The 26,573-nt window shown below is 60.2% G+C and carries 22 protein-coding genes; 10 read left to right on the top strand and 12 right to left on the bottom strand.

The features are described from left to right. Window positions 1-2: 2 nt before the first annotated feature. From GOV53_RS07225 to GOV53_RS07210, 4 genes are read right to left on the bottom strand one after another with little or no spacing between them, the layout of a single operon-like run. Window positions 3-2,414 (bottom strand): GcvT family protein, encoded by a 2,412-nt coding sequence (locus GOV53_RS07225; RefSeq protein ID WP_170464990.1) that lies wholly within the window; start codon window positions 2,412-2,414, stop codon window positions 3-5. Further along, the gene (locus GOV53_RS07220; protein ID WP_170464988.1) at window positions 2,411-4,810 is read right to left on the bottom strand and encodes a GcvT family protein; all 2,400 of its coding nucleotides are present in this window, start codon (window positions 4,808-4,810) and stop codon (window positions 2,411-2,413) included. The genes GOV53_RS07225 and GOV53_RS07220 overlap by 4 nt, the downstream gene beginning before the upstream one ends. Beyond that, window positions 4,807-6,096, bottom strand: coding sequence for an aspartate aminotransferase family protein (locus tag GOV53_RS07215; RefSeq protein ID WP_170464986.1), 1,290 nt, complete (start codon window positions 6,094-6,096; stop codon window positions 4,807-4,809). Before GOV53_RS07215 ends, GOV53_RS07220 begins: the two co-directional genes overlap by 4 nt. Beyond that, window positions 6,093-7,637: a trimethylamine methyltransferase family protein gene (locus GOV53_RS07210; RefSeq protein WP_170464984.1), complete on the bottom strand. Its 1,545-nt coding sequence runs from the start codon at window positions 7,635-7,637 to the stop codon at window positions 6,093-6,095. The genes GOV53_RS07215 and GOV53_RS07210 overlap by 4 nt, the downstream gene beginning before the upstream one ends. Window positions 7,638-7,745: 108 nt before the next feature. On the opposite strand from GOV53_RS07210, the gene GOV53_RS07205 reads away from it, so the two are divergent. From GOV53_RS07205 to GOV53_RS07190, 4 genes are read left to right on the top strand one after another with little or no spacing between them, the layout of a single operon-like run. Beyond that, window positions 7,746-8,636: a LysR substrate-binding domain-containing protein gene (locus GOV53_RS07205; protein WP_170464982.1), complete on the top strand. Its 891-nt coding sequence runs from the start codon at window positions 7,746-7,748 to the stop codon at window positions 8,634-8,636. Between the two features lie 34 nt (window positions 8,637-8,670). Beyond that, the gene (locus GOV53_RS07200) at window positions 8,671-9,357 is read left to right on the top strand and encodes a GbsR/MarR family transcriptional regulator (protein ID WP_217361239.1); all 687 of its coding nucleotides are present in this window, start codon (window positions 8,671-8,673) and stop codon (window positions 9,355-9,357) included. A gap of 42 nt (window positions 9,358-9,399) precedes the next feature. Further along, the gene (locus tag GOV53_RS07195; RefSeq protein WP_170464980.1) at window positions 9,400-10,101 is read left to right on the top strand and encodes a DUF4166 domain-containing protein; all 702 of its coding nucleotides are present in this window, start codon (window positions 9,400-9,402) and stop codon (window positions 10,099-10,101) included. Next, window positions 10,098-11,249: a saccharopine dehydrogenase family protein gene (locus GOV53_RS07190; protein WP_170464978.1), complete on the top strand. Its 1,152-nt coding sequence runs from the start codon at window positions 10,098-10,100 to the stop codon at window positions 11,247-11,249. Before GOV53_RS07195 ends, GOV53_RS07190 begins: the two co-directional genes overlap by 4 nt. A gap of 42 nt (window positions 11,250-11,291) precedes the next feature. Here the strand turns inward: GOV53_RS07190 and GOV53_RS07185 are convergent, their stop codons facing one another. Further along, window positions 11,292-14,435 (bottom strand): efflux RND transporter permease subunit, encoded by a 3,144-nt coding sequence (locus GOV53_RS07185; RefSeq protein WP_170464976.1) that lies wholly within the window; start codon window positions 14,433-14,435, stop codon window positions 11,292-11,294. A 12-nt stretch (window positions 14,436-14,447) separates the two neighbouring features. Next, a complete protein-coding gene (locus tag GOV53_RS07180; RefSeq protein ID WP_170464974.1) occupies window positions 14,448-15,608 on the bottom strand; it encodes an efflux RND transporter periplasmic adaptor subunit in 1,161 nt (386 codons plus the stop codon). 87 nt (window positions 15,609-15,695) lie between these two features. Between GOV53_RS07180 and GOV53_RS07175 the strand changes: the two genes are divergently transcribed. From GOV53_RS07175 to GOV53_RS07155, 5 genes are all read left to right on the top strand, one after another. Beyond that, complete coding sequence (locus GOV53_RS07175) at window positions 15,696-16,328, top strand: TetR/AcrR family transcriptional regulator (RefSeq protein ID WP_170464972.1); 633 nt, start codon at window positions 15,696-15,698, stop codon at window positions 16,326-16,328. Between the two features lie 159 nt (window positions 16,329-16,487). Next, on the top strand, window positions 16,488-17,441 hold the full coding sequence (locus GOV53_RS07170) for an alpha/beta hydrolase (RefSeq protein WP_170464970.1): 954 nt from the start codon (window positions 16,488-16,490) through the stop codon (window positions 17,439-17,441). A gap of 64 nt (window positions 17,442-17,505) precedes the next feature. After that, complete coding sequence (locus tag GOV53_RS07165; protein WP_170464968.1) at window positions 17,506-18,015, top strand: nuclear transport factor 2 family protein; 510 nt, start codon at window positions 17,506-17,508, stop codon at window positions 18,013-18,015. A gap of 25 nt (window positions 18,016-18,040) precedes the next feature. Beyond that, on the top strand, window positions 18,041-18,418 hold the full coding sequence (locus GOV53_RS07160) for a YybH family protein (protein WP_170464967.1): 378 nt from the start codon (window positions 18,041-18,043) through the stop codon (window positions 18,416-18,418). An 18-nt stretch (window positions 18,419-18,436) separates the two neighbouring features. Beyond that, window positions 18,437-19,129, top strand: a complete 693-nt coding sequence (locus tag GOV53_RS07155; protein ID WP_170464965.1) for an SDR family oxidoreductase — start codon at window positions 18,437-18,439, stop codon at window positions 19,127-19,129. 2 nt (window positions 19,130-19,131) lie between these two features. Here the strand turns inward: GOV53_RS07155 and GOV53_RS07150 are convergent, their stop codons facing one another. Beyond that, entirely contained in the window at window positions 19,132-19,968 is an 837-nt protein-coding gene (locus tag GOV53_RS07150) for a LysR family transcriptional regulator (protein ID WP_170464963.1), read from the bottom strand. A gap of 91 nt (window positions 19,969-20,059) precedes the next feature. On the opposite strand from GOV53_RS07150, the gene GOV53_RS07145 reads away from it, so the two are divergent. Then, window positions 20,060-21,055 carry a quinone oxidoreductase family protein gene (locus GOV53_RS07145; RefSeq protein ID WP_170464961.1) on the top strand — a complete coding sequence of 332 codons (996 nt, stop codon included), beginning with the start codon at window positions 20,060-20,062 and terminating at the stop codon, window positions 21,053-21,055. Window positions 21,056-21,133: 78 nt separating this feature from the next. Here GOV53_RS07145 and GOV53_RS07140 read toward each other — a convergent pair whose 3' ends face one another. The 5 genes from GOV53_RS07140 to GOV53_RS07120 all read right to left on the bottom strand — a co-directional run bounded on the left by GOV53_RS07140 (window position 21,134) and on the right by GOV53_RS07120 (window position 26,568). After that, the gene (locus GOV53_RS07140) at window positions 21,134-22,516 is read right to left on the bottom strand and encodes a DUF1501 domain-containing protein (RefSeq protein WP_217361238.1); all 1,383 of its coding nucleotides are present in this window, start codon (window positions 22,514-22,516) and stop codon (window positions 21,134-21,136) included. Window positions 22,517-22,520: 4 nt separating this feature from the next. Next, complete coding sequence (locus GOV53_RS07135; protein ID WP_170464959.1) at window positions 22,521-24,293, bottom strand: DUF1800 family protein; 1,773 nt, start codon at window positions 24,291-24,293, stop codon at window positions 22,521-22,523. Window positions 24,294-24,458: 165 nt separating this feature from the next. Next, on the bottom strand, window positions 24,459-24,938 hold the full coding sequence (locus GOV53_RS21285) for a DUF2141 domain-containing protein (protein WP_170464957.1): 480 nt from the start codon (window positions 24,936-24,938) through the stop codon (window positions 24,459-24,461). Then, entirely contained in the window at window positions 24,908-25,180 is a 273-nt protein-coding gene (locus GOV53_RS07125; protein ID WP_170464955.1) for a hypothetical protein, read from the bottom strand. The genes GOV53_RS21285 and GOV53_RS07125 overlap by 31 nt, the downstream gene beginning before the upstream one ends. Window positions 25,181-25,503: 323 nt before the next feature. Continuing rightward, window positions 25,504-26,568: a hypothetical protein gene (locus GOV53_RS07120; RefSeq protein WP_170464953.1), complete on the bottom strand. Its 1,065-nt coding sequence runs from the start codon at window positions 26,566-26,568 to the stop codon at window positions 25,504-25,506. Window positions 26,569-26,573 lie beyond the last annotated feature (5 nt).

Here is a 26,573-nt window from a genome sequence, read left to right as displayed (position 1 = left end):
TCTTAGTCCTCGGATCGGGGGCGCAGGTTCTGCGGGTCAAAAATGGCGTCGTCATGGACGGTTACAGGGATTGAGCGGTTCAGGATTTGTACGCTCAGCCCCTCGGGCGGGGTTCCATTTCGCACGAACAGCCAGCCAAGAGATTTTCCGACCGTATATCCATACCCGCCCGAAGTGGTCAGACCAACGGGCTTGCCGTCCAGCAAAACGGGCTCTCCGCCATGAATGTCGATGTCGTCGGCATGAAGTTCGGCGTAGTACAGCTGCCAGTCCGGGCGGCGGGCCAACAGAGCGTCTTTGCCGACAAAGTCGCGCCCCTCGGTGCGTACAAACCGGTCCAACCCGACGTCGAACGGGCCGACATCCGTGGTCAACTCGCCACTTGCACGATAGGCCTTTTCCATCCGCATTCCGTTGAACGCGTAAGAGCCCAGATCGACCAGACCGTGCTTAGCACCAGCGTCGAACAGCGCATCATAGAGTTCCGCGATCCGGTCCAGTGGCGCGTGCAATTCCCAGCCAAGTTCGCCAACAAAGGACACGCGCAACGCATGGCACGGGATGCCTGCCACCTTGATTTCTTGCCCTGAAAGCCAAGGGAAAGCCGCGTTGCTGAGGTCCGCCTCAGTCAGCTCTGCCATGATCCGGCGCGACGCGGGACCGGACAGCGCGAGCATCCCCCAATCGGAAGACAGATTGGTCATCTGCACGTCTTCGTCGGGCCGGATATGGGACTTGATCCAGTCGAAATCCGGCTTGGACCGCGCAATGGCTGAACCGGTGAAATACCGATCCTCAGCGATGCGCCAGATGGTGATCTCGGTCTCGAAGCGTCCTTTATCTGTCAGCAGGTGGTTCAGGCTGATCCGCCCGTCACGCGCCGGGATTTTGTTGGCCGACAGACGATCAAGCAAAGCGCCCGCATCCTTGCCGGTGATCTCGAACTGGGCAAAGGCGCAGAGGTCGATCACGCCGGCAGCGGCGCGTGTGGCCTTGGCCTCGGCCAGGGCGTTCTCGTGCCAGTTCTGGTGGCCCCAACCGATCTGTTCGACCTCACCCACCTGACCGAAATAGCGCGGGCGTTCCCAGCCCGCCACTTCACCAAACACTGCACCCTTGGCGGCCAGCCGGTCATAGAGAGGGTGGCGGTTCAGCGGGCGCAGGCTTTCGAACTGTTTGCCGGGGCAGGGCGTGTCGTGGCGGCGCATGAACTCATCCTTGGTGCGCTCGACGATGAAACTGTCCGTACTGAAATCACCGTAACGGCGCGGGTCCATCCCACGGGTGTTGATCTGGGTTTCGCCATGCACCATCCAGTCGGCCAGCACTTTACCGGCCCCGCCGCCCCAAGCGAGGCCAATGGACGACCCGCAGGACAGCCAGACATTCGGCGCGCCGGACGGGCCGACCAGCATCCCGCCATCCGGCGTGTGGGTGATTGCCCCGCGCACCACGCGCTTGATCCCCAGCTCGGCCAGAATGGGCATCTTGTCGAAGGCCACCATCAGAAAATCGCCAATCGAGTCGTAGTCGGCCTCGAACAGCTCATTCTCGGCTGCCCAGGGCGCGCCCTGCGGCATTTCCCAGACAGTGGGGCAGACATGGCCTTCGTAGATCCCGATCAGGCCCGATTTCTGTTCCTGCCGAATGTATCCACCAAAGGCATTGTCGCGCATGACCGGCAGTTCGGGGCGGTCCAGAAACTCGGGCACAGTATCTGTGACCAGATAGTGATGCAGGCAAGAGACCGAGGGGATTTTCAGCCCGAACCATTCACCGACCTGATTGGCGTAAGAGCCTGCGGCGATCACCACGTGTTCGGCCAACACATCGCCCTTCTCGGTCTTCAGCAACCACATGCCGCCCTTGCGCGAAGCCCCGATGACCCGATTGTGCCGCTCGATCTTGGCACCCCGCGCGCGGGTGGCGGCGGCCAACGCCATGGTGACGCCGGATGGGTCGATGTGACCGTCTTCAAAGGTCTGAACAGCGGCCTTGATGTCAGAGGTTCTGTAGAACGGGTTGCCCTTGGCTACCTCGTCCGGCCCGACCAGTTCCATTGGCAGGTCCAGCAGTTTCCCGACACCCATGATCGACTTCATCCAGTCGACTTCGTCATCCGTGGTGGCGAAGCGGAACCCACCGACCTCGTGCCAGCCGATGCTCTGGCCGGTTTCTGCTTCGACGCGCTTGTAGGTTTCGATCGAGGTTTTGTTGATCCAGCCCGCGATCCGGCTGCCCACCGCATGCGCGATCTGCCCGGCCGCGTGCCATGTCGACCCCGAGGTCAGCTCGGCCTTTTCGAACAGGATCGTATCGGTCCAGCCATTTTCAGCGAGCTGGAATTGGGCCGCAACGCCCATGATCCCGCCGCCGATGATGGCGACCTGTGTGGTGCGGGTGGTGTCAGTCATTGGAACGCCTCTTTGGCGGGTTGAAACGCAGCGCGGGCGCTGTAGCGGGTGCAGGCGATTTCGACCTCGAACCCCGCGACGACCTGGTTTGCGGCCAGTTGATCAAGCGGCGCGTTGATCATCGCCAACGCAACAGAGCGCCCGAAACGATAGCTCCACGCGGCCGAGGTGATTTGCCCAACGACCGCACCGCCGAAGTAAACCGGCTCGTCATGGATCGGGATAGCATCCGGGTTGTCGAACAGCAGTGATACGATCCGGCGCGCGGGTATGTGATTGCGCAGCGCCTCTTCGCCGACAAACCCGGTGCCCATGGCGCAGAACGCATCCAAACCGGCCTCATGAGGGGTGGTGCCCGGGGTCAGTTCATGGCCGAAGGCACGAAACCCGCTTTCGATGCGCAAACTGCCACTGGCATATAGCCCCGCATGACCGGCCCCGGCGGCCAGCAGCGCCTCATAGGCGGTCATGGCCATGTCGGCGGGGATGTAAAGTTCAAAGCCTTCTTCGCCGGTAAAGCTCAACCGCCCGGCCCAGCCACGCGCCAGCCCGATTTCAACCGGCGCGAAGTGAAAGCGTTTCAGGTCAGGCACGGGTGTGTTCGAGGTCGCTTGCAACACATCGCGCGCCTTTGCACCAGCCAGTCCCAGAATGGCATAACCGCTGGTCATGTCGGTGAACTCAACGCGGAACTCGCCGCGGGATTCCCGCATGCGTTTGAGGTCGCGCACAACTTCGCCCGCACCGACGATCAGCAGATAGGTTTCGGGCCCGTGTCGTTGAACGGTGAGATCGCTTTCCACCCCGCCGAGCGCGTTCAGGATCTGGGTATATGCGATGCGCCCCTCGGGGATGTTCATCTGTGCCGCGCAAAGATAGTTGAGAAACGCGCAGGCGTCGGGGCCTTGCACCATGATCTTACCAAAGGCGGATTGATCCAGAATAGCTGCCCCGTTGCGGCAGGCTTCGACCTCAGTCCCAACCTGAGCGCGCCAGGCGGGAACACCGAATGACAAAGGCAAATGCGCGGCCTCGCCGCCGAAATGCACCGCCCGTTCCCAGCCACCCCGGCTTTCGAACTGCGCGCCCGCCGCAACAAGCCCGGCGTGAATGGGCGAGCGGCGCTGACCGCGCGCTGTTTCCATCGCCCGCCCCGGATAGGGATTGTCATAGTGACGGCCCAAAACCTCGGGGATGCGGGCCTCAAGCGCGCCCAAAACGTTCATTTCAGGGCCAAAGCGGCGGATGTCGGCCTCGTTCAGCTCCATCGTCGGCTCGCCCGCGATGATCCATTCGGCCATCGCCTTGCCCGCGCCGCCAGCTAAGGCGATGCCGGTAGAATTCATGCCACCCATCAGAAACAGCCCCGGCACCTCGGGGCTTTCACCCAGCATGAACTGGCTGTCGAGGGTGAAACTTTCAGGCCCGTTCAGCAGCATCCGCACTTCGGCCCTTTCCAGCGCAGGAATTCGGCGCAGGGCATTTTCCATCATCGGCATGAAATGGTCCCAGTCCTCGTCCAGCAGATCAAAGCTGAAATCGGCGGGTAGGTCGCGGGTGGAAATTCCTTTGGCGTGGGGTTCGAAACAGCCCACCAGCAATCCTTCGACATCGTCGCGCGCATAAAGGAACGCGTCCTGATCATTCAGCGTCGGCAGATGTGCGCCCTTGCAAAGCGCCTGCACCTCGGCCAGTGGTTTCGTCAGGATGTAGAAGTGTTCGCACGCATACAGCGGCATATGCGCGCCCGCCATCGCCGCCACTTCGCGGGACCACAGACCACAGGCGATCACCACCTCGTCGGCCTCAATCACACGCTCCCCGATCTCAACGCTCGAGACGCGCCCGCCCTTCTTTTGCAGGCCCGTCACGGCGGTATCCTCGAAAATTCGAACCCCGCGCGCCCGTGCGCCTTTCGACAGCGCCAGCGCCACGTCCGAAGGGTTCACCCGCCCATCCGCCGGGGACCAAACCGCGCCGATCACGTCATCTGTTTCGATCAGCGGCCAAAGCTCTTTCGCGCGGGCGGCATCGACCACTTCGGCTTCAAGCCCGAAGGCACGGCCCAGCGAGACTTGCCGTTTGATATTGGTCAGCCGGTCCTGGTTGGTGGCCAGTGTCAGCGATCCGGTTTGCGTCCAGCCGGTGGCTTGCCCGGTCTCGCGTTCCAACTCGCCATAGAGGTCAATCGAGTAGTTGATCAGCTTGGTCAGCGTTGCCGAAGGCCGCAGGCGTCGCACCAGACCGGCGGCATGCCAGGTTGTTCCGCTGGTCAGCTTTGAACGCTCCAGCACCACGATATCTTTGCGCCCCTCTCGGGCCAGATGGTAGGCGATCGAGCAGCCGATAACACCGCCACCGATCACAACGGTACGCGCAGCTGAGGGAAGGGTCATTGCAGTACTCCGTCGCGGATCATGTCGGAAAGAGTTGCGCGGAACGCTGCCAGAGCCTCGTCGATCAACTCGGGCGTATGCGCGGCAGAGGTCAGACCAGAGGTGTAGGACATGATATCCACCCCGCGCGACAGCATGCCGTCGCGATAAGCCCTGACAGTTGACTTGGGCAGCCCCCGGATTTCCGCCGGACTGAGCCCATCCACGGTTTCAGCGCCGAAATAGACATGAAAGATCGAGCTGTCGCCATAAGCTATTCCAGCTACGCCAAGCTCTGCTAGCGCAGCGTTCATGCCATCCCGCATTTGCGCGGCCGTGGCATCGGCCTGCGCCTGCGCCTCGCCACTGGCCAATAGGGGCATCGCCGCACAGGCCGCCGCCGCCACCAGAGGTGAGCCGTTGAACGTCCCCTTGTGACTGACAGCCGGACCCAGCCCGTTGCGCACAGTGGCATTGCTCAAAAGCTCCATGATCGTCGCCCGACCACAAAGGGCACCACCCGGCAAACCACCGGTGACAATCTTGGCCAGAGTGGTGAGGTCCGGAACAATCCCGTCCCGGGCCTGTCGTCCGCCGGGTAACCAGCGGAAACCGGTCATGATCTCATCGAAGATCAGAACCACGCCTGCGGCCCGCGCTACGTCATGCAACGCCTGCAGCGTATCGGTGGACAGGGGCACACAGCCATAATTTGCGCCGGACACTTCAATGATGACCGTGCCAATACGTTCGTCCTGCAGCGCGCTTTCCATCGCCTGTGGGTCAGCGGCGCAGATGTGGATCAGATCATTGATTGCATCGGGAATCCCAAGCGACGGAGCCTGTTCGCTGCCGGGTTTCGCCCCTTTCAGCGCGTGATCGTGCCACCCATGAAAGTGACCATCCACGCGCAAGACATGATCCTTGCCGGAATAGGCGCGCGCCAATCGCAGGGCCAGCATCGTGGCCTCGGTGCCCGACGCGGTAAACCGGGTCAGTTCGGCCGAGGGATACAGGCGATTGACCCATTCGGCCCATTCGATCTCTGCCTCATGACAGTCAGCGGTGAAAACCGAACGGGCGGCCTGTTTTTGTATCGCGTCCACAATCGTTGGATGGCAATGCCCCAGCATCTGACTGGCGCTGCCCATCTTGAAATCAACGTATCGCCGGCCTTCCCGGTCCCATTTTTCGGCCCCCAGGGCGCGGTCAATGAACACAGGATGTGGATCGCGATAACGCAGCTCATGGCTGACGCCGCCCGGCAAAGCGGACCGCGCGCGTGTACTCAGATCATGGTTTTTCATTCCGGTCGTCCCATCTGTGCCCGCGTCAGGCGAATGTCGAACCGTTGTCGCAGCCCTTGATCCACGGCATCCGGCAAATGGTCTGGGAAACTGGTGCTCAGGATCTCGCGGGTCTTTTCACGCGCAACGTCGCCGACACGCAGGGCACCGTCATCCTGCCAGTCTGCGGGGGCGCGGCGATCTCCGATCTCGGGGTAGAAATAGTCGGATTTCATACGGCTGAACGTGTGCTGTTCGCCAAGATAGTGTCCCTCGCCACGGCACACTTCGGCAATGACCTCCGCCGCTATGTTGTCCGGCGTCGCCTCGATGCCCCGGATCGTGCGCAGGATATTGCCCAACAGATCGTTGTCGCTGACATAAGCCGCGTGGCTGACACCCAGAAGGCTGGACATCATGCCCGCTGCCTGTGTGATCAGATTGGACCCGGCATGGGCTGCCATGGTCACCGCCAGAGACTTTTCGGCCCCGTATTGCGCATCCAGGCGCTTGGAATCCGTTATCCCGGCAATCGAACTGGTCGGCAGATCCCAGCGCCGACCCATTTGCGCGGCACCGGCCATCAGAATGGCCTGTTCTCCGCCGCCGCCGCTCATCGAACCGGTGCGCAGATCGGCGACCAGGGGCTTGGGGGCAAAAATGGCTTTGACCTTGGGATCAACCAGACGGGCGAACACAAGGCCCGCCAGCGTCTCGGCCACAGCCTGCACCAGTGACCCCGCAATCGTGGCCGGGCTGGTCGCACCCGCCTGACCCGCGCTGATCAACTGCACTGGAAAGCCTGCCTCAATGGCCAGTTCCAGAACTTCACAAGCCTCTTCGGCGAACCGCATGGGCGGAACGACGTGGCACACCATCACCGTCAGAAAGGGTCGGGCCCGAAACGCCGCCTCGCCACCTGCGATACTGTAGCAGAGCGCAGCAATGTCAGCGACATTCTGCGGCTCGGTGATCGAGATCGAGACATGCTTGGACGTGCCCGCCAGACAGGCATATGCCGTGTTGATATCCAACAAGGTGTTGTCTTCGATGTCGCGTGCGACAACCGACCGACTGAAATGGTGGATATTGTCCATCGTGTCGACGATCCGGGCGGCGTCGTAGAGATCCTGCAAAGAGGATTCGCGGTATTCATGTGTGTCCAGATCAAACACACCCGGCGCCGCGCCGCCGGTCGACATGTGAACCCGGGCGGCTTCGATCTTCAGGTCATTCTCGGGCCGTTGCCCACACAAGGTAAATCCACGCTGGGCCCCGTCGATCGCCCATTTGACCAGAGCGCGTGGGAACAGCAGCCGGCCGTCTTCAGTCATGGAGCCGCCAGCCGCGGTGACTTTCTCGATCATTGACGGGATGGCCTGGCTAAGCCCCAGATCCTCCAGGATGGTCAGAGCCGCTTCTTCGACCCGCGCCTCTTCCTCGGGCGACAGGGGTTTCAGACGCCCTCCGACCACCCCGGGCCAAACAGGGGGGCTGGGGTCAACCTCCGATCCTTGCATCAGGCGTTCTTTGCGGCCGCGCCGGCGGTTCGTTGTGGGCATCGACTCATGAGCTCAGTTTCATTCGCTATCACCTTGCCCGAGAAATCAACGCATTTACAAAAGCAACTTTCTCATCGAATAATGAGTAAAACTTATCTATAGGTTCTGATGAGACCTTCTCTTCCAGCGCTACGCGCCTTTGACGCCGCCGCCCGGCAGGGCAGTTTCCGGGCCGCTGCCGAAGACTTGTCGGTGACGCCCACAGCGATCAGCCACCATATTCGCGGTCTGGAAAGCCAACTTGGCCTGACACTTTTCGAGCGGGAAGGGCGCGACGTTGCCCTGACAGAACACGGCAGGCGACTTGCCAAGGCCACGCGGCAGGCCTTTGGGCTGTTAGATGATGCTGTTCTCGCCCTGCAGAACAGCGCGCGCAAGGCCGTTCGCGTCTCGGCCGGGCCGATCTTGACCGCCCGATGGCTTATGCCACAGATCAGTGATTTCTGGGAGGCGCATCAGGACGTCGAACTGGAAGTCGTCCCCTCATTCCAGCCCGGAACGCACATTCGGGAAAACGTCGACATCGTGATCCGCTGGGATCGTTTGGCAGGGGCGGATGAAGCCGCCATCAAGCTGTTGGAACTGAACCCGGTGGCAATTGCATCCCAAGATTTTCTCACCAAACATGGGCCGATCAAGTACCCCGCTGACCTGCTGGACCTGCCCTTGCTGCATCAAAAAAACCACTGGGGCTGGCTGGATTGGTTTGCCGCGATGGGTGTGCCTTTGGACAAGCCACTACAGGGTCCCGTGTTCGAGGATGCGAATGTACTGTTGCGGGGCGCCGCCGCAGGGCAAGGCGTGGTGGTTGGGTGGCTGCCACTGATCGATCAGGATCTGTCGGAACATCGGGTCGTTCGCGTCTTCGACGAAAACATCGCCCCAACACATGGATATTTTCTTGAGGTGCGCGACGGTAGGGAATCGCGACAGGAAGTTCGCCAAGTGGTCGAGTGGTTGACGAAGGGGGTGAAACCCGGCGCAACCGAAAATAGGTGATTATCACCCGGACCTAGACTGGTGGGCGCAAAAATTGTTTATTTGCCAATATCTTATCGCCAACATAACCCACACGCCGCAACAGTCCCTCGGGATCACAGGTTCAGGAAACAGATTCAGTCTTGATTTTCAACCAGCTTTATCTGATATTTCTGTCATGACAGAAACAATAGACATAACGAAATCAAACGCGGCTAGCCAGTTTATTTTGTACTGGGGTGACATGGGCAATCAATGGGGCGTCAACCGCTCGGTCGCGCAGATTCATGCGCTGCTCTATCTCAGCGCAAAGCCCCTTAATGCCGAACAGATCGCCGTGGCTCTGGGCATTGCGCGATCCAATGTGTCCAACTCGCTCAAGGAATTGGTGAGCTGGCGGCTCATCCGGCGCGTTCCCGTTCCCGGGGACAGGCGAGAGCACTATGAGGCCGAGGTCGATGTCTGGGAAATGGGGATCCGCATTGCGCAAGGACGAAAAGAGCGCGAGATCGATCCGGCCACACAAGCCTTGCGCGCCTGCGTGGCACAGGCTGAAACCGAAAGCGGGCTGGACCCGGTCGCGTTGCAACGGATGCAAGACATGCAGGACTTTCTTGCGACGGCTGACACCTGGTTTCGCGACATGCTGACGGTGCCCCGTCCTAAGCTTGTGATGTTGATGAAAATGGGAACCAAAGTTGTCTCTCTCCTCAATTTCACCGGAGGCAAAAAGAGCGGATAAAAAATTTTGACATCTAATTTCTCTTACAACGGAAATAACAGAATGATCGAAAATAACGCCAATCCTGCACCGCCCGACCTAAAGCCGGGTCACACGAAAACCGATTCAGCCAGTTGCCGGGACGATCGGTTCAAAACCCTGCTGGGTGCCACTGCGTGGGCGCGTTTGCCCAAGGCGATCCAACGCCGTTTCAGTAAACGCCTGCTGGGTGATGCCAGCCTGGCTTATCAGGGCCGCGTGACCCAGATGCGGATGAACCCTGTTGGGCGCGCACTGGCCTTTGCCCTGCGCGCCCTGGGTGCGCCGCTGCCGTTTGATCGCACCTCTGTCGGCCGCTCCGCAGTGGTGACCGTGACCGAAGATGCGGCGACCGGCGGGCAGTATTGGATCCGGCAATATGGCAGGGCCGCCGGGTTCCCGCAGATGGTTGGCAGCTCAAAACGGTTTGCCGGGCCAACCGGGTTGGAAGAATACATCGGTTTCGGCATCGGCATCTCGTTGCGACTGAAAAGCACCTCAACCGGGCTTTACTTTATCAGCGACCGATACTTCATGAAACTGGGCCAACGGCGCATCTCATTGCCACGATGGGTCTGTCCGGGCGGATTGGTTGCGGGCCACGAAGAACTGGGCGGGGGGCAGTTTCGATTCACCTTGGAACTGGCGCATCCGCTGTTCGGTGAACTGATCTGGCAGGACGCAGTTTTCCACGACGCCGAGATTGTCGGAGGTTTACCGTCATGAAGGTCGTGATTATCGGCGGGTACGGGGTCTTTGGGTCCCTGACCGCACGATTGCTAAGCCGCGACGGCCACAGAATATGGCTGGCCGGGCGGCACCCTGACAAAGGTCGCGCTTTGGCGAAAGAACTCGGGGCGCAAACGCTGGCGGTGGATATAGGCACGGCGCCAGAGGTTTTGTTCGACGCCCAGCCGGACGTGGTTATCGATGCTGCGGGTCCCTTCCAAAACTATGGCAGCGATCCCTACCGGGTTCCCAAGCTCTGCATCTCCCGCGGCTGTCATTACCTGGACCTGTCCGACAGCGCCAAATTCACCCAAGGTATCGTTTACCTGGACGCCGAGGCCTGTGCCGCAGGTGTCTTCTCGCTTTCTGGTGCATCCAGCGTGCCGGGCCTGTCCTCGAGTATCGTCGCGGACCTGATCACCGGTCTTGACGAAATCGACCTGATCGACATCGCAATCCTGCCGGGCAATCGGGCACCGCGCGGCATGTCCGTCATCAAAAGCATCGTCAGCGGCGTCGGGCGACCTTATCACATATGGCGTGACGGCAGTTGGCAGAGCGCCACCGGTTGGACGGATCGCAAGCTGTACCAGTTGGAACCGGGCTTGAACCGCGCCGGGTACAGCGTGGATGTTCCCGACATCGCGCTGTTACCGAGCTGGACCGGCGCAAAAAGCGTCATGTTTCGCGCAGGGCTGGAGCTTTCGGTGATGAACCGGGCTTTGCAGTTTCTGGCCAAGCTGCGGCAATACGGGCGATTTGATGTACCGGACGTGGGTTACGCGGGCCTCTACCTGCTTTCAAAAGCGCTCTATCCCTTTGGGAGCGACCGTGGCGGCATGGTGGTGAGCGTCTCCGGCAGACTGGGCAAGCAGAGCGTAACGCGCCAATGGAAACTGATCGCCGAAAATGGTCACGGACCCTTCGTACCAGGGGTCATGTGCCGCGCGCTTCTGAGAGAACCCAGCAACATAAAAGCCGGTGCGCGCCCCTGCCTCGCAGAGATGCCAAGGTTCAAGGTCGAGAACGCAATGGCCGATCTGCAGATCCAGACAGAGACCACCGAAGTGCTTGATAAACCTGCGCAAAGTGACGGACACTCAGGTCGGCAGGGCCACCATATGCTTGACCCTGCGGCCCCTTGAGTGCAGTTGCATGTGGTGTTGAACCCAGATCAGCCGAACGCTTCATTCTGCGACCAGCGCGACAACCGCCTTGTCGGCTTCGGCGGGTTGATGAGTGGGCACTGAACGCTCTCTGAACCGGCCCCGATACACCAAGGCGAAAACCGGCGGGGTGAAGTAGAACGACACAACCGTCGACAACAGAACGCCACCGGCGATGGCGACCGCGAAGGGGGGCCAGAACGCACCGCCACCCAGGATCAGCGGAAGGAACCCGCCAAAGGTTGTGACCGTTGTCGAGATGATGTGACGGCTGGACCCGGACACGACCCGCGCCATGGCGGCACGGTCGCCGCGACTGGCCTCGGGGTCCTGTTGCAGGCCGGTCAGGATGATGATGGCCGCGTTGATCGATACACCGATCGAGCCGATGACACCGATAATCGCCGTAATGCCAAACGGGAATTGCATGATCGCAAGGGACAGCATCGACAGGCCTGCGGACAAAACGCAGACAACCAGAGTGACCAAAGTCAGCCGGAAGGAATTGAACGTCAGAACAATAGTCGCAATCGACAAGGTGACGATCAGACCAACCGAGGCCAGCAGATTGCCCACAGTGTTCGAGCGCGCGTCGCTGTCCCCACCCAAGGACATCGAATACCCCTGCGGCAGGACAAACCCAGAGGCGTCCAATGCTTGCAGAACGTCCTGCAGGGCCTCTTCGGGCAAGACACCCGGTACGATGAAGGCCTGAATCGTGTTCTCCCGAATGCCGTCTGTCCGAGTTATGACGCTTTCCGCAGGTTCAATGACCGGGCGGGCCAGCTCTGACAGCGGGACGGCAGGAAACACTCCGGTCGCCGAGACCGCGGCTGCGTTCGGCAGAAGGATCGGCATACTGACAATTGTGTTGAGGTCAGAACGCACACTGTCGCCCAATCGCACGCGTACCGGCAGTTGCTCGGTCCCCTCGATCAACGAACCGCCGGTGACGCCGACCAGCGCCGTATCCAGCTGACCGGCGATATCGGCCACGTCCAGACCCAGCAATCGGGCTTTGACCTCATCAATCTCGAACCGGATCTGGGGGTTTCCGCCATTCACGCTGGCGCGGGCCTGGGTAACCAGATCCAGGTTCGCCATGACCGAGCGTACCTCGTCGCCCAGGTTGCGCAGGACCGTAATGTCCTGCCCCTGGATTTTGACCTCGACCGGGGCTGCAACCGGTGGACCCTGAACCAGATTTCGCACGATGATCTGGGCATCGGGAAAGGCGGTATCCAACTGGCTTTGCAGCGCGGCGACAAGCCGTGCGGCGTCGTCCGCCGTTTCGGTCGTGATCATGGCCTGCGCAAATCCGGGCTCGCGCGAGCGGTTGCCGACGATGTTGTAGTAAAAGGCCGGACCGGACTCACCCACTGTCCAATAGACGCTTTGAACACCGTCATCGGCCAGCAAAATGTCGTCGATCTGGCGCGCGGTGGCCTCGGTGCTGGCGATTGACGTGCCGCCGGGCATGTCAACTTCGATGTAGAACTGGTTGCGGTCCACACCGGGAAAGAACTGCGCGGTCAGGGTCGGAAAGGCCGCAAATCCCAGGACCGGCAGGACCAGCGCCAAGGCGATGGATCGGATCGGGTTGGCCACAGACAACCGGATTGAAGCTTCGAACAAACGGGCCAGCGGCGGAATGCTGAGGCCCCGGCTCAGGACACCGGCGTCTGTGCGATCTGACAGAACCCAACCGGCCAGCGCGGGCGTGACCGTCAGGGCAACCACCAGTGACCACACCAGCATCAGAACCACGGCGATGGCGATGGCACCAACAAAGTCCCCGGCCGGGCCAGGCAGCAGGATCATCGGCGTAAAGGCCAGCGCCGTCGTGACGGTCGACGCCAAAAGCGGAGCGGCGAGGCGGCGAACAGCATCCCGCACGGCCGCAAGACGCTGCATCCCGTCCTGCAGCCGGCGGCGGATTTCGTCCGTCATCACGATTGCCGCGTCGACCAGCAGACCCAACGCCACAATCAGGCCCGTCACTGACATCTGATGAATGGGCAGGCCGATCATGTTCATGGTTGCCAGCGTTGCCAGCGAAACAACCGGCAGCACCAGCGCCACAATCGCAGCCGCCCGCACCCCCAGCGTGATGAACAGCACACCCACCACCAGCGCCACGCCGATGGCCATGTTCACGCCGACCTCAGTCAGGCGCTCGGTCGTGTACTGGCTTTGGTCAAACAGAAGGATTTCCTGAACCCCCACCGGGACCGAGGCGGCACCGGCCTGCAATTCCTCGCGCACAAAGCTGGTCCAGCGGTCGATCTGCACTCCGTCCTGGGCCAGAACGCCGACCAGAACGGCGGGCTTGCCATTGGCAAATGCGATCGAGGATTGCGGGTCGCGCGCACCCCGGTCGATGCGGGCAATATCACCCAGTTGCACCACCGCCCCATCTGCGCTTTCGCGCAGAACAATGTTGCGAATGCGGTCCAGCGTTTCTATTTCGCCGCTGATGTTGATCGTCAGATCGACATCGGATTGCAGTCGCCCCGACTGTACCTTGCCATCCGCTTCTGCGATCCGCGTTGAGATTTCGGCCGCGCTGAGCCCCAGCGCTGCGGCGCTGTCCATATCAACACTGACCAGGACCTCTTCTTCCGGCTGGCCAAAATACTCGACGGCCCGCGTTGCCGGGATCGCCCGCAGGCGGTCACCCAGGGCTTCGGCATGGCGCGACAGCAGGGTCACCGGAAAGTCGGCACTGTCAGCGGCCACTGCGATCACGGCGGAATAGGCCGAAATCCCCTCGGCATCGAATTCCGGGGGCAGGGCGCCCGCAGGAAAGTTCTGACTGGCATCGTCGACCGCGTCCCGTGCCTCGGCCCAAACCTGTTCGATGGTGGCCTCGTCCAGCGTTTCTAGCAGTTCGATCGACACGACCGACACGCCCGAGCGCGAGACGGAACTGACCTCGTCAACCTCGGCGATCTTGCGAAGTTCTTCTTCGATTTCCGCTGTGACCAACGCCTCGACCCGCTCGGGGTCTGCGCCGGGGAACTGGGTTGTTACGGTCGCGAAAAGATTGGTGATTGTCGGGTCTTCTTGACGGCCAAGCGACAGGAGCGAAGACAATCCGGCTGAGACCAGTACCAATATGATCAGGGCAACGAGTCTGGGATGGCGAAAGGTCAGGGTTTCCATGGGTCAGCTCCGTTACTCGGCTGCGCTAAAGGCGACGCGCTGTCCGACCGTGACGCGCTGAGGCCCCTGGTCGATCAGAACGGTGCCTTCGGGAAAGGCCCCGCGCACAAAGACCCGGTCATTCTCGGCGTGCAGCACTTCGACGACCGCCAGACGCACTGTTTTCTGCGCATCGGCCACCAGCATGGTCCACTGCCCGCGCGTCCCTTCCTTCAACGCGGTGGTGGGCACCCACGTCCCGGCGCTTTGAACCGGGTCAAGCACGTGGACACGGGCCGTTTGGCCAAATGTGACGTCCGGCCCGTCCTGCAGGTTGAACAGCGCGGTTCGGGTGCGGGTAACCGGGTCCACATCCGGGCGCAGCGTCGCAAGTTCAGTGCGATAGCTTTGGCCCGCGATTTCGATCTCGACATCCGTCAGCAGCATTGGATCGACGTCCAGAGGAATCCCGATCCGTACTTGTGGCGATACAACCTCGACCATACCCAACACCAACTCGCCCGCCCGCAGGGTCTCGCCCCCATCCACGTGGCGGGCGGTGATCTGGCCGGCAAAGGGTGCCTCGATGCTGGATTTTTCGATCCGAACTGTCACGTCGCGCAGCCCGGCGTCCAACTCGCCAATCCGGGACAGCAACTCGTCCTGCTGTGCCACGGCTTCGTCCAGACGCGCCTGGCTGGTAAAGCCCTGCTCGATCAGCTTGGCATTTCGCTCGACTGTTTTCTGGGCAAAGGACAACTGCGCCGCGATGGCATCGCGCGAGGCGGTCAGCCGGTCTCGTTCAACCTCAAGCAAGGCGGTGTCCAACGTGGCCAAAAGCTGACCCTTTGCAACTTCGTCCCCTTCGTCGACCAGGATCTGGTCCAGTTGGCCATTCAGCTCGAACGACACATTGGCCGAGCGCTGCGGTTCGACCTGCCCGATAAAGACACGGTCCACGACGTATTCGCTTTCGGAGGTGATCGGCGTCACCGAAACCGGGGTCACTGCGGCGGCATCTGGCGGCGGAACGGCCTCTGCCCTGCGCGTCAACTCGGACGCTCCGAAATACACGGCGGCGGCTGCAACCGCGATGAAACTGACGGTAACGCCAAGCCGAACGGTGCCGCGCAACAGGCGCAAAATCAGGCTGGGCTGAGTGGTCTCAGAAGGGGATGGCGCAGGGTTCTGCATTTTGGGACCTCATCAAGTTAGCATCTCTAACATATGTTAGAACTTCTCACTTTGACAAGGGATACGCGATCTGCCACATGTTGGATCATGACGAGCACAAAAAAATTTGAAGAAAATACCAGCCAGCCGACCGCGGGTAAAAAAGCGTATCACCACGGCGATCTTCGCGCCGCCCTCATCGAAGCGACGCGACAACTGGTCGAGGAAAAAGGCCCGGACAGTTTTTCGGTTTCCGAGGCTTGCCGCCGGGCAGGGGTATCCACTGCGGCCCCGTATAAACACTTCAAAGACAAGACAGAAATGCTGTCAGCCGCCGTTCTGGAAGGGATGGTACGGCTGCGGGGAAACATGCTGGCCGCACTGGAGGGCATCCCCGAAGGATCGCCAGAACGCGTCACCGCAATCGGCATGGAATATGTTGCCTTTGCCTTGAACGAGCCGGGTATCTTTCGGCTCAAGTTCGGGGGGTTCACCGATCGCATTGCCGACCCCCGCCTGGAAGAAGGCGGGCAGCAGAGCTTTGGCATTCTGCTGTCAGAGGTCGCGAAATGTATGGGAGAATCGGAGGTCACAGAAGACGTGCGCAAGCGAAGCTTCTTGATGTGGAGCTTTGTGCACGGCCTGTCCTTCATCCTGCGCGACCACGGTCTTGCCGACAAAGGCAAGGAATTCGAGCTTCACAGCCTGCTTGAGGACGTGTCCGAGAGGATGCTGAGGTAGCTGCCATGGGTACGCGCGGCGCTGACCCCAACCGAGCTACCCGCTAAGCAGGATCATTCAAAAAGCGCGCAGTCCGGTGCAATAATTCCGGAGCGGCGCGTCGTATCTCTTTGGTCATCGGGCAATTGCCCAGCCAGTCAGACCAACGGAGATGCTATTATGAAAACCTTTGCACTCACCACTGCCGCCACGCTGCTGGCGTCGACCGCAGCCATCGCGCAAGTCGAGACCCGCACCGTGACATTCGAGAATGAGGGCGCGACCCTGTCCGGCACGCTGTACCTGCCCGAAGAGCGTAGCGACGAGCCCCTGCCTGTTGTTGTTGTCACCGGTGCCTGGACATCCGTGCAGGAACAAATGCCAGCCAACTACGCGCGTGAAATGGCCGAGAGGGGCTTTGCGGCCTTTACCTTCGATTTCCGCGGCTGGGGCAAATCGGGTGACCTTCCGAACAACGTGCGCTTTGTCGAAAGCCCCGAGGCGAAAACTTCGGACATCAAGGCTGCAATCCAGTTCGTGTCGACCCTTCCCGAAGTGGACGCCAATCACATCAACGGTCTGGGGATCTGCGCCTCGGCTGGTTACATGGTCGACGCAGTGTCAGGCAACTCGCTGGTTGAGCGTGTCGGTCTGGTCGCCCCCTGGCTGCAGAATGAAAACATCGTCGAAGCCGTCTATGGCGGTAAAGAAGGCGTCGCCGGGCTGATCGAAGTGTCCCACGCAGCCGAAGCTGCGGGCGGCCAGATCATCCCCGCCGCAGGTCCTGAAGGGGCCGAAGGCGTGCTGATGCCGATCGGTGGTTACTATTACGAGGCCGACCGCGGTGCGATCCCGGAATATGACGACAAGTGGAACAATGCGGGCTGGGAAGGCTGGTTAACCTATCACCCTGCGGACAACCCGCAGCGCTTGGACAAGCCTCTGGCCATTGTTCATTCGGAAAGCGCAGCGATCCCTCAGGGCGTTCAAACCTTTCTTGCCGGGTTTGCCGGTGACGCAACCGCGCAATGGCTGGAAGGCGTCACGCAGTTCGACTTCTACGACAACCCCGAGGACGTGACTCGCGCGGCTGACACGGTCGCCGACCACTTCCGCGCCGGTTTGGAAAACTAAGACCCCCTTGCAGGCGCCGGAGCAGCCTTCGGCGCCGTTCCCTCCATCCCCTCGGAGCAACCAAATGTGTAAGAAACTCACAACCACCATCGCCGCCGCAACACTGATCAGCAGCGCGGCCTTTGCGGAACAGCACGTCGCGATTTCAACCGCGATCACCGATATCGCCGCCGGTGCCGACCGCCATGACTGGGACCGGGTGCGCGGCGCTTTTGCCGACACTGTCACCATCGACTACACCAGCCTTTGGGGCGGCGAGCCTGCAACGCAACCCGCTGATGCACTTGTTGCGGCATGGGCTGCCTTTCTGCCCGGCTTCGACAGCACGCACCACATGGTGACAAACCACGCGATCACCGCGCTGTCCGACGATACGGCCACGGCGCAAGCCGATTTCACCGCGACACATCGTCTGGATGACGATCTGTGGGTCCTGGGTGGCCGATATGACTATGCGCTTGAGAAATCGGATGACCGCTGGGTTGTCACCTCAATGACCATGACCGCGTTGTGGGAAACCGGTGACCGGGGCCTTGTCGCTCTTGCTGGCGAGCGCGCGACCGAAGCCAACTGAACCCGAAACCTGAACGGATTACCCCATGCTACGCAAGTTTATCCCCGTTGCAGTGCTGGCCATGGCCGCTCCGGCCCTAGCTGAAAACGCTTTGCCTGCGGCCATCAGTTGCTACCAGACTGCGACCAATAGCAAAGATATCGAAGCCTATATGGCGTGCTTCACAGACGACGCCGAGATGATCGACGTCAGCCGAACATTTCAGGGCAAGGACGCCATCCGAGCCTGGGCCGAACGTGAGGTCATGCCCGGTGGCCAAAGCTTCAAGCACCGGCAGATCCTCAAAAGCGATCCCGGCTATGCCAAAACCGAAGTGAATTGGGCCAGCTGGATCGCGCATTACCATTATTGGTGGAATGACGACGGCAAGATCACCAAGATGTCCCTGCAATACGCTGATTGACCTTTAAAGGGTGACCAGATGACGAACCTACGCATTGCCCTGGTGACCGGTGCCAACCGCGGTATCGGCAAAGAGGTCGCCTTGCAACTGGCGCGCGACCATGGGCTGAAAGTCCTTCTGGGGTCGCGCGATCTGGCCAAGGGCCAAAGGGCAGCGCAAGAGGTCGGGCATGGCGCGGACGCTCTGCAGCTGGATGTCTCTGATCCTGTATCGGTTGCGGAGGCCTGTGCGCAGATCAAAGCCGAATATGGACGTCTCGACATTCTGGTGAACAACGCAGGCGTCGATTACGACACCGATCAAGAAGCGCATCGCGCCGATCTGAACCGCGTGCGCCGCGCTTTTGATACCAACCTCTTCGGCCCCTGGGACATGACGATCGCCGCGGTTCCGCTGTTGCGGCGCGGTCAGGACGCGCGGATCGTCAACGTGTCGTCTGGAGCGGGCGCATTGTCCGATATGTCTGCGGGCACGGCGGGATATGGCGTGTCCAAGGCGGCGCTGAACGCACTGACCATCAAGACGGCGGCCGAGCTGAAACCCTATGGCATTCTGGTCAACGCCGTTTGCCCCGGTTGGGTCGCCACGGATATGGGCGGTGGGGGCCGTCCCGTACCTGACGGAGCCAAAGGCGTCGTCTGGGCTGCAACCTTGCCCACGACCGGCCCGACGGGTGGGTTCTTTCGCGATGGTCGGGCGATCGACTGGTAGGGCTATCCCGGTGCCATGAAATCAATCAGCGTCCTGATCCGCGCCGGCAAAAGGCGGCGGCCGGGATAGACGGCAAACATCTCCCGGGTCAGCGGGGTTGTGCCCTCAATCGTCAGGGACTGCAGCCCGTCGCCCATCATGTCTAGCGGCAGCATGGCGACACCCAGATTGCGGCGTACTGCCTGGGCAACAACCTCCAGATCGGCAAAGCTGTGTGAGACATGAGAGGGCTGAAGCGTTTCACCGCTTGCAAGCACCCAAGGCTGACCAGCGGAAAGCGCCGGCAGGCCCAAGAAGCGCTTGCGCATTATCGGATCATTCAACCCCTGATCCTCAATAAACCCCAGCCCAGCACAAAAGCAGTAAGGGATTGACCAGAGCCGTTTGGCCACAAGGCTGGAATCCGTCAACGGGCCAACGCGAAACGCCAGATCAATGTTATCGCGAAAGAAATCCATCATGACATTCGTCGTGGTCAGATCCAGTTCAACGTCCGGGTTCTGCTGGGCAAAGTCCAGCAACCGGGGGCCAATCGTCGTTCGGGCGGCCAGCGGCGGCGCAGTGATCCGAATGACATGACGCCTTGTGTCGTCAGAAAACCCCGCCACGCCCTGCAGTGCTTCGATCGGGTCCTGACAGCGATCCAGAAGGCGGCGGCCTTCTTCGGTCAGGCGAACCTGTCGGGTTGTCCTTTCGAAAAGTTTGGTGCCCAGATGGTCCTCTAATTCGGCCACCCGACGACTGACCCGGCTGAGCGGCATCCCCAACCGCTGGGCCGCCTTGGAAAAGCTAAGGTGGTTGGCAACCACCGTGAAAAGGACAAGGTCATTATAGATCATTGTTCTATTTTTGGGATGATATCTTCCAAAATCAACTATTATCACCACACGTACGAAATTCTACCTTCTGCTCAACAGAAGGAGACACACCATGTCATTCGCTATTGAAATCACTCAGACCGGCGGCCCGGACGTGCTGCGCAAAATCGATCTTGCGGTTCCGACCCCCGGTACAAATGAGGTTCTGATCCGCAACCACGCCGCGGCGGTCAACTTTATCGACACGATCATCCGCCGGGGTGAGATGCCCGAGGGGATGATGCCCGATCTGCCTCATGTGCCGGGTGTGGAAGGGGCCGGGGTTATCGAGGCCCTTGGTGCCGGCGTCAAAGGCCTTGCTGTGGGTGATCGGGTCGCCTGGATGGGACCGATCGGTGCCGGTGGATATGGCACACACTCGGTCATCGGGGCGCCTTATGTGACCCGGCTGGCCGATACGGTCGGTTTTAACACCGGGGCTTCGATCCCGGTCAACGCGATGACCGCCTATCACATGCTGGTCAATCTGGGCGGCGCGGCGGCGGGTAAATCCGTTCTGGTGCACGCAGCGGCAGGGGGTGTCGGCACGATGATCCTGCATATCGCCAAGCATCTGGGCATGACCGTGATCGCCTCGGCCAGCACCGACAAGGTCGGGTATGCCAAGGATCAGGGCGCGGACCACGTCATCGACTATCGTACTGAGGATGTCACCGTACGGGTGATGGAACTCACCCACGGGCGCGGCGTGGATCTGACGCTGAACCCGATCTCGGGCGAGTCGCTCAAGTCCGACCTCGATGCGCTTGCACCGCTGGGCACCGCCGTTCTGTTTGGGTTCCTTGCCGGTCCGCCCGCAGGCAGCTTTGCCGAAGATCTAATCAAGCATTTCCAGAAATCCGTCGCAGTCCGGGGCAGCGATATCTACACCTATTTTGTCAACCGGCCAGAGGAATTCAGTGCCGACATGGCGACCGTGTTTGGTCTTCTGCAGGAAGGCGTTCTGCGCCCTAACATCACCACGCTGCCCATCGCCGAGGCCGCCGAAGCGCACCGTCGTTTGGAAGCGGGTGAAACCACCGGCAAACTGGTGCTGAGCTTCGACTGACCGACCGGAAACCGGCATCAAGGCCGCTAGACTTAGGCCCCGAGCACCCCGGTGGGCAGGGTGCTCGGGGTGGTGGGTTCAGGTGAACAGGCCAAGCCGCTCGCCGCCCGCCACATCCGCGAACCGCTCAAGATTCGGGAACAGGGTCGTCAGGGCCGAAGGCTGCACACCGAACCAAAGGGACAGATCCGCGTAAAGCTGATCGGTCGAGGTTGTCGGGATCAGTACCCCATCCCCAACATCCAGTGCGTTGTCGCTGGCCAGACCCAGTTCGGGGTAATCCCCCAAAATCTGCCCGCCTTTGACCGAGTTACCCATGACCAGCGTGTTGCCACCCCAGCCGTGATCGGTGCCGTTGCCGTTCGACGTCAGCGTGCGGCCGAAATCCGATCCGGTGAAGGTCACGACGCGATCCGCAAGCCCCATGTCGTCCAGCGTGGCCTGAAACGCGCCCAAGGCCTCGGACAGGACGCGCAGCATGCGGCCATGGTTGGCCAACAATTCATCATGATGGTCCCAGCCAATGTAGCGCACAAAGAAGGTCTGCTGTTCGTGACCCAACCGGTCCGAGGCGGCAATCGTCTTGGCAACCATACGCAATTGCTGCGCCAGATCCGAGGACGGGAAGGACCGTGGTATCTTGATCCCGCGGGTCGCGGATTTGAACGTCTCATGCTTGGCCTGTGCATCGCGCGTCAGGTTCAGATAGGTCTCGCGGAAAGGATCGCCGCCGTGATCGGCGTTCATCATCCGGTTGAAACTGTCCAGCAACAGATCGTTCAGCTGGCTTCTTTCCTCTTTCACATATAGTCCGACGCTGCCCTGATCGGTGATTGCATAGGGCAGGTCGATCTTGCCGTTCTGAGCAATATTGTTCCCGGCCAGAGAGATGTTCATCCCAATCTCATGCGCCGATTTCGACGGCTGCAGATCGTCGGCAAAGAAACCGAACCAGCCGTCATTGACCCGCAGATCGGGGCGCGAGGTTTGCCAGTGCTTGAACTGGTCGGCGTGGCTTAGCAATCCCAAGGGCAGCGCGGCAGAGCCATCGTAGAATTGTTCCTTGCGCACGCGTTCGACCAGCGGGCCGACATTCGAGACGAAGGACAGGCGTTTCTGATTGAACAGCTCGGCCACCTCGGGCATCGACGGATGCAGACCAAAGCTGCGGCCCAGCCGGTCCTTGGGTGTGTCCAGATCCAGCAACTCGCCCCGTGACAGGGCCAGGTTGGCGCGGGTTTCCGCATATTGGCCATGGGCGATCTTGTCACTTGGCACCAGCATATTGAAGCTGTCATTGCCCCCATCAAGCATCACAAAGACAAGCGCCTTGCGGGCGGGTTTGATCATGCCGGTTCCGGCCTGCGCCAGACCGGGCAGGGCGGCCCCCATCATGGCACCGGTGGCGGCCACGCCGGTCGAGGCCAGGAACTGACGGCGGGTGAAGGATTTGGTCAGCATGGGCTCAGGCCTCCTGCACGGTGAATTCTGGGGAAACGGCGATCATGAAGGCGATGGTCTGCACCACCCATTCTGGATTGTCGGCATATTGCACGTATGCCTGTTTGATCCGCTTGCGCGCCGCCGCATTCGTCTGCCCGGTCAACAGGACCGAGATCCGATCGATCAGCTCATCATGCCGGCCCCGGTTTTGGGCGATCTTGATCTCTTCGCTCAGATCGAACTGCAGGGCGTTCTTGGTGTTGGCCCAGAGGGTGTCGGGGTCCATCTCCATCACCATCATCTGTTCGGGACCGGACCCGATCTGGTTCGAGACCAGAGGCAGATAGCCCCCGAAGAACCAGTAGTAGATGTTGTTGACATAAGCGACCGAAGTCGCGGCCGTATGCAACTCGAACTCGGGCGCGCGCAGGCCCATTTTCTGAAGGGCGCCGTGCGGAGTGAAATCGGGTTTGTAGAAGTTAAACACCGTGGGAGCGGACAGGGGATGCATCTGCAATGCGTCCTGAATGTCATCCCCCAGCAACCACAACTTGCCGCTTTGGTTATGCGCACCGAACGCCAGCAAGACCTGCGTCACCCGATGCAGGGGTGATTTCAGCTTTTGGGACTGCACGATCTTGGCCGAGGTCTTGTAGGCCGACGGCAGACGCTTGGCCGCAACTTCGTTGGTCAGCGGGTAGGTCAGGATGGTGCGAACTGCGTTTTTCAGATCGCCGTTCGGGCCAAATGCGCGCGAGACAGCCTCGACATAAGCCGGTGAGGGGTTGGAGGTGACCAGCCGGTTGATCAAATGGGTCGCGATAAAGGGCGCGGTCGTCGGATGGGCCACCAGTTGATTGACGGTCGAGCGGATTTCCTTCGGGCCAGACTGATTGCCGGGCAGGCTGAGGCGACCGTTCAGCAGGGATTTGGCACCGCGGTCGTGATACTCTTCCTCAACAACCATCGGTTTGGTTGCGTCGATGAAGGGCACGGTTTTATAGGCCTTTTCGATCCCGTCATCGAAGGCCACGGGATAACCGTTATAGCTGCTTTCCCAGAACGAGGTATTCCATTCATATTCATAGGCGGCAGGCAGCAGGCCGGTGAAGACGCGCGCCAGTTCCTTGATGTCGCGGTTGTCATAGGTCGGGATCGGGTCGCCACCGGCATCCAGTTTCTCGGTCCCGTCAGGGTTCAACTCGAACAGGCCAATTGAAAACAGCTGCATGATTTCACGCGCATAGTTTTCGTCGGGGTGGATGTTTTTGGGTTTGTTCGCCTTCTGGTTGGTCATATGCGACAGGTAGATGCCCATCATCGGGTGCATCGACACGTCGTACAAAAGGTCCGCATAGCTGCCGAACGCATGTTTGTAGAGCAGGTCGTAATAATTCGCCATTCCGATGGCATCCAGCTCAAGCGAGGAGGCGTCCGAGATCACCAGAATTTCAGACAATGCTTGCGCCACACGCTGACGCAGCAGGTCGTCCCGCTCGGTCAGGGTGTGGTTCCACCAAGCCATGTGGAAGTACCACTTGTAGGGCAGGGCGGGGTTGTTGCCGTCGCCATTGATCGCCCATCCCCCATGCGCGCGCTTCAGGCGCTTACGGAAGCTTTTCCAGATCTTGCGCGTGGACTTTTCAAACGGACCTTTGGTCGCAATACGGGCGCCCAACTGATCATCCAGCCAGCGTTCCGGGCCGATCTTGCTGACCTGTTGCAGCAGAGTTTGATCCGCCCCTAGCGTGGCCTGCATCAAAAACCGACTGGTGTCTTCCAGAGATGTCTGCATGTGCTCGCTGTCCTTGAAATCTGAATTAGATGGCAGAAAAGACTCATTAATTGTCACAAAGGACAATTTAAAAGCCAATTCACATCTTTCAACCCTCAGACTCGGCGACAGGCAAAAAAAATGCCCCGTTTCCGGGGCAGTCGGGGTCCAAGTTTCAGGTCGGCTTTAGTTGGCGTAGTTCATCTTCAGTCCGACCGAAGAGTTGTTGCCGTCATAGTCAATCGCCGCGTCCTCGAACACGGGGACAGACCGGGTGCCGGCCCCTTTGGTATAGGCCCAGCCTTCCTGTGGAACCGGGCCCTTCATCTCGAACTGGCCGTTGTCGTTTGCGTCATGGTGGATCATGATCGCCAGCTGCCCCGGTTTCTGGTTCTTGAGCGTTCCCGATACCGAACTGCCCGTGGCCGGAATCTTTGCGTAGCCCACGATCTTGGCCATTTGGCTTTGGTCAAATGCGGCCTTGTCATCAAACGCGAGGACGTGGATGACCCCACCGCGTCCGGCATCAACGCCAGAGATGTCGACCTGAATATCCCCGCCGCAGCCTGAGATGCCACAAGGGCCATAAAACCAGCGAAAAAAGCAGTCTTGGTCATTGAGAGTCTCCTGAACAGTTAACCGATGTAAATTCCGAACAGACGCCACGCCAGATCCTGCACGACGTACAGCAGACCGAACAGGAACCACATGGTCGTGATGGCGTAGAAGAGGGGTGGGTTTTCCTGGCGGTCAATGGTCTCGATCAGGAAGGCCTGTCCGGTCATGAAGGACGAGATGGCCCACCACATGAAGAGTGCGCCCCAGATCGAAAAGACCTGAAACCATGTTGCCAGCAGCAGGCATACGAAGACGATCCAGGAAAACGGGTTGGATTTGATGTATTGCATTAGGTTCTCGTTTTGATGGGGCTTGCTGCCCGCATATGATACGTGGGTGACGTCAGTACTTTTGCGGGGTCAAAAGATGAGCCCGTCAGGCAAAATGCCGTTGGCAACGCCGTTTGCTTTGCGGATCCGCCGAATTCCAGCCGACAGACCATCCTTTTGGGTCTCCTTAAAGCCTGCTATAGTGAACGATCACTCACACAAGATCACACCCTGAGTTTTTTGTCAAAGTTGTCAGGCTTTTTCAACTTCCAAAGCCCCGAACAAGCAAATGGCCGCCGATACATCGGACGCGTGACAGCGGCCATTTGCGGGTGGGTACATAATTAGAAGTTGTGCGAAACACTCACCCGAACAGCGGTACCGGACACGTTCCGGACCTGCAGACCGGCATCCGGTTCGTTGACATCGCCAAGCGTTCCGTATGTGAAATCAACCAGGATGCGGGTCTGACCGATCGAGTGCACGGCCCCCAGAGTGATCCCTTTGCCGCCGCCCTGATAATCGAACCCGACAAAACCGCCTTCAGGCTGAGACCGCGACAGGATGCCGTAGAAGTACCATTTTGGGTTCAGCAAGTATCCGACCCCCAGCTGATAATCGACCGAGTTTTCTGCGAACTCTGCCAACGGACCACCAAGCGCAGGCGATTGCACTGCGGTGTCATCCCAGTTTCTCCAACGTATCGACCCGAAGGCGCCCCACGGGCCGCTGATCGAACTTTGCACGTTTAGCGCAACTGTCTGTGGCGTGGTCAACTCGGTTGTCACGTCGGTTGGTGCCAGCGGTTGAAGCTGCTCGACCCCGTCCAAATCGTGATCGATCTTCGAGTAATAGGTCAGGTCGGCACGAAATGCGAGCGACGGGATCTCGTACGCTGCACCCACAAGAAAACCGGGGTTGTAGCCGCCTTCGGAGTCCAGCGAATAGCTGAGGGAGGGGTTGATCAGAGCGCCGCTGAAGTCGTTCAGCTTTTCGAAGCGAATACCCGCATAGGCGCTAATGTTCCCGTTGAACTTATAGCGTGCCATAAGTGCGACTTCGGTGCCGCGATAGCGGACGTTTGTTCCCGCAGAAGGAGCGCCCGTTCCCGTAGGATACTGCAGTTTATAGTTGATCGAATTGAACCCGCGGATCGCGAAAACCCACTTTTCGCCCAGGTCCTGTTTGTAGGCCAGCGACAAGCCACTGATGCTGGGCGTAACGTCGCCCGTGGGCTGGCCGAACTCTGTGCCCTCGGTTTTGCCGTCAGCCCACCCCCCGGTGATCTCGACATAGCGGCCCTGTTCGAACAGGAACCGGGTTTCGGATGGAAACCCCTCGATCCCGCCCGCAAGAACGGGGCTTGAAATCAGGCCCGCGCCCAATGCCAGTGTTGCAATCTTTTTCATACTTC

Origin of the sequence: Ruegeria arenilitoris (genome assembly GCF_013035315.1) — a bacterium.
GTDB classification, from domain to species: domain Bacteria; phylum Pseudomonadota; class Alphaproteobacteria; order Rhodobacterales; family Rhodobacteraceae; genus Ruegeria; species Ruegeria arenilitoris_D.
Note: the sequence above shows the minus strand (reverse complement) of the source record. Positions and strands in the feature narration are given on the sequence as shown.

Coding starts and splice junctions, on each gene's coding strand:
- GOV53_RS07175 (WP_170464972.1), top strand. CDS start 15,696: ATGACGAGCACAAAAAAATTTGAAGAAAATACCAGCCAGCCGACCGCG.
- GOV53_RS07180 (WP_170464974.1), bottom strand. CDS start 15,608: ATGCAGAACCCTGCGCCATCCCCTTCTGAGACCACTCAGCCCAGCCTG.
- GOV53_RS07220 (WP_170464988.1), bottom strand. CDS start 4,810: ATGACCCTTCCCTCAGCTGCGCGTACCGTTGTGATCGGTGGCGGTGTT.
- GOV53_RS07145 (WP_170464961.1), top strand. CDS start 20,060: ATGTCATTCGCTATTGAAATCACTCAGACCGGCGGCCCGGACGTGCTG.
- GOV53_RS07135 (WP_170464959.1), bottom strand. CDS start 24,293: ATGCAGACATCTCTGGAAGACACCAGTCGGTTTTTGATGCAGGCCACG.
- GOV53_RS07210 (WP_170464984.1), bottom strand. CDS start 7,637: ATGCCCACAACGAACCGCCGGCGCGGCCGCAAAGAACGCCTGATGCAA.
- GOV53_RS07195 (WP_170464980.1), top strand. CDS start 9,400: ATGATCGAAAATAACGCCAATCCTGCACCGCCCGACCTAAAGCCGGGT.
- GOV53_RS07170 (WP_170464970.1), top strand. CDS start 16,488: ATGAAAACCTTTGCACTCACCACTGCCGCCACGCTGCTGGCGTCGACC.
- GOV53_RS07215 (WP_170464986.1), bottom strand. CDS start 6,096: ATGAAAAACCATGATCTGAGTACACGCGCGCGGTCCGCTTTGCCGGGC.
- GOV53_RS07120 (WP_170464953.1), bottom strand. CDS start 26,568: ATGAAAAAGATTGCAACACTGGCATTGGGCGCGGGCCTGATTTCAAGC.
- GOV53_RS07205 (WP_170464982.1), top strand. CDS start 7,746: ATGAGACCTTCTCTTCCAGCGCTACGCGCCTTTGACGCCGCCGCCCGG.
- GOV53_RS07125 (WP_170464955.1), bottom strand. CDS start 25,180: ATGCAATACATCAAATCCAACCCGTTTTCCTGGATCGTCTTCGTATGC.
- GOV53_RS07150 (WP_170464963.1), bottom strand. CDS start 19,968: ATGATCTATAATGACCTTGTCCTTTTCACGGTGGTTGCCAACCACCTT.
- GOV53_RS07190 (WP_170464978.1), top strand. CDS start 10,098: ATGAAGGTCGTGATTATCGGCGGGTACGGGGTCTTTGGGTCCCTGACC.
- GOV53_RS07155 (WP_170464965.1), top strand. CDS start 18,437: ATGACGAACCTACGCATTGCCCTGGTGACCGGTGCCAACCGCGGTATC.
- GOV53_RS07160 (WP_170464967.1), top strand. CDS start 18,041: ATGCTACGCAAGTTTATCCCCGTTGCAGTGCTGGCCATGGCCGCTCCG.
- GOV53_RS07140 (WP_217361238.1), bottom strand. CDS start 22,516: ATGCTGACCAAATCCTTCACCCGCCGTCAGTTCCTGGCCTCGACCGGC.
- GOV53_RS07185 (WP_170464976.1), bottom strand. CDS start 14,435: ATGGAAACCCTGACCTTTCGCCATCCCAGACTCGTTGCCCTGATCATA.
- GOV53_RS07165 (WP_170464968.1), top strand. CDS start 17,506: ATGTGTAAGAAACTCACAACCACCATCGCCGCCGCAACACTGATCAGC.
- GOV53_RS07225 (WP_170464990.1), bottom strand. CDS start 2,414: ATGACTGACACCACCCGCACCACACAGGTCGCCATCATCGGCGGCGGG.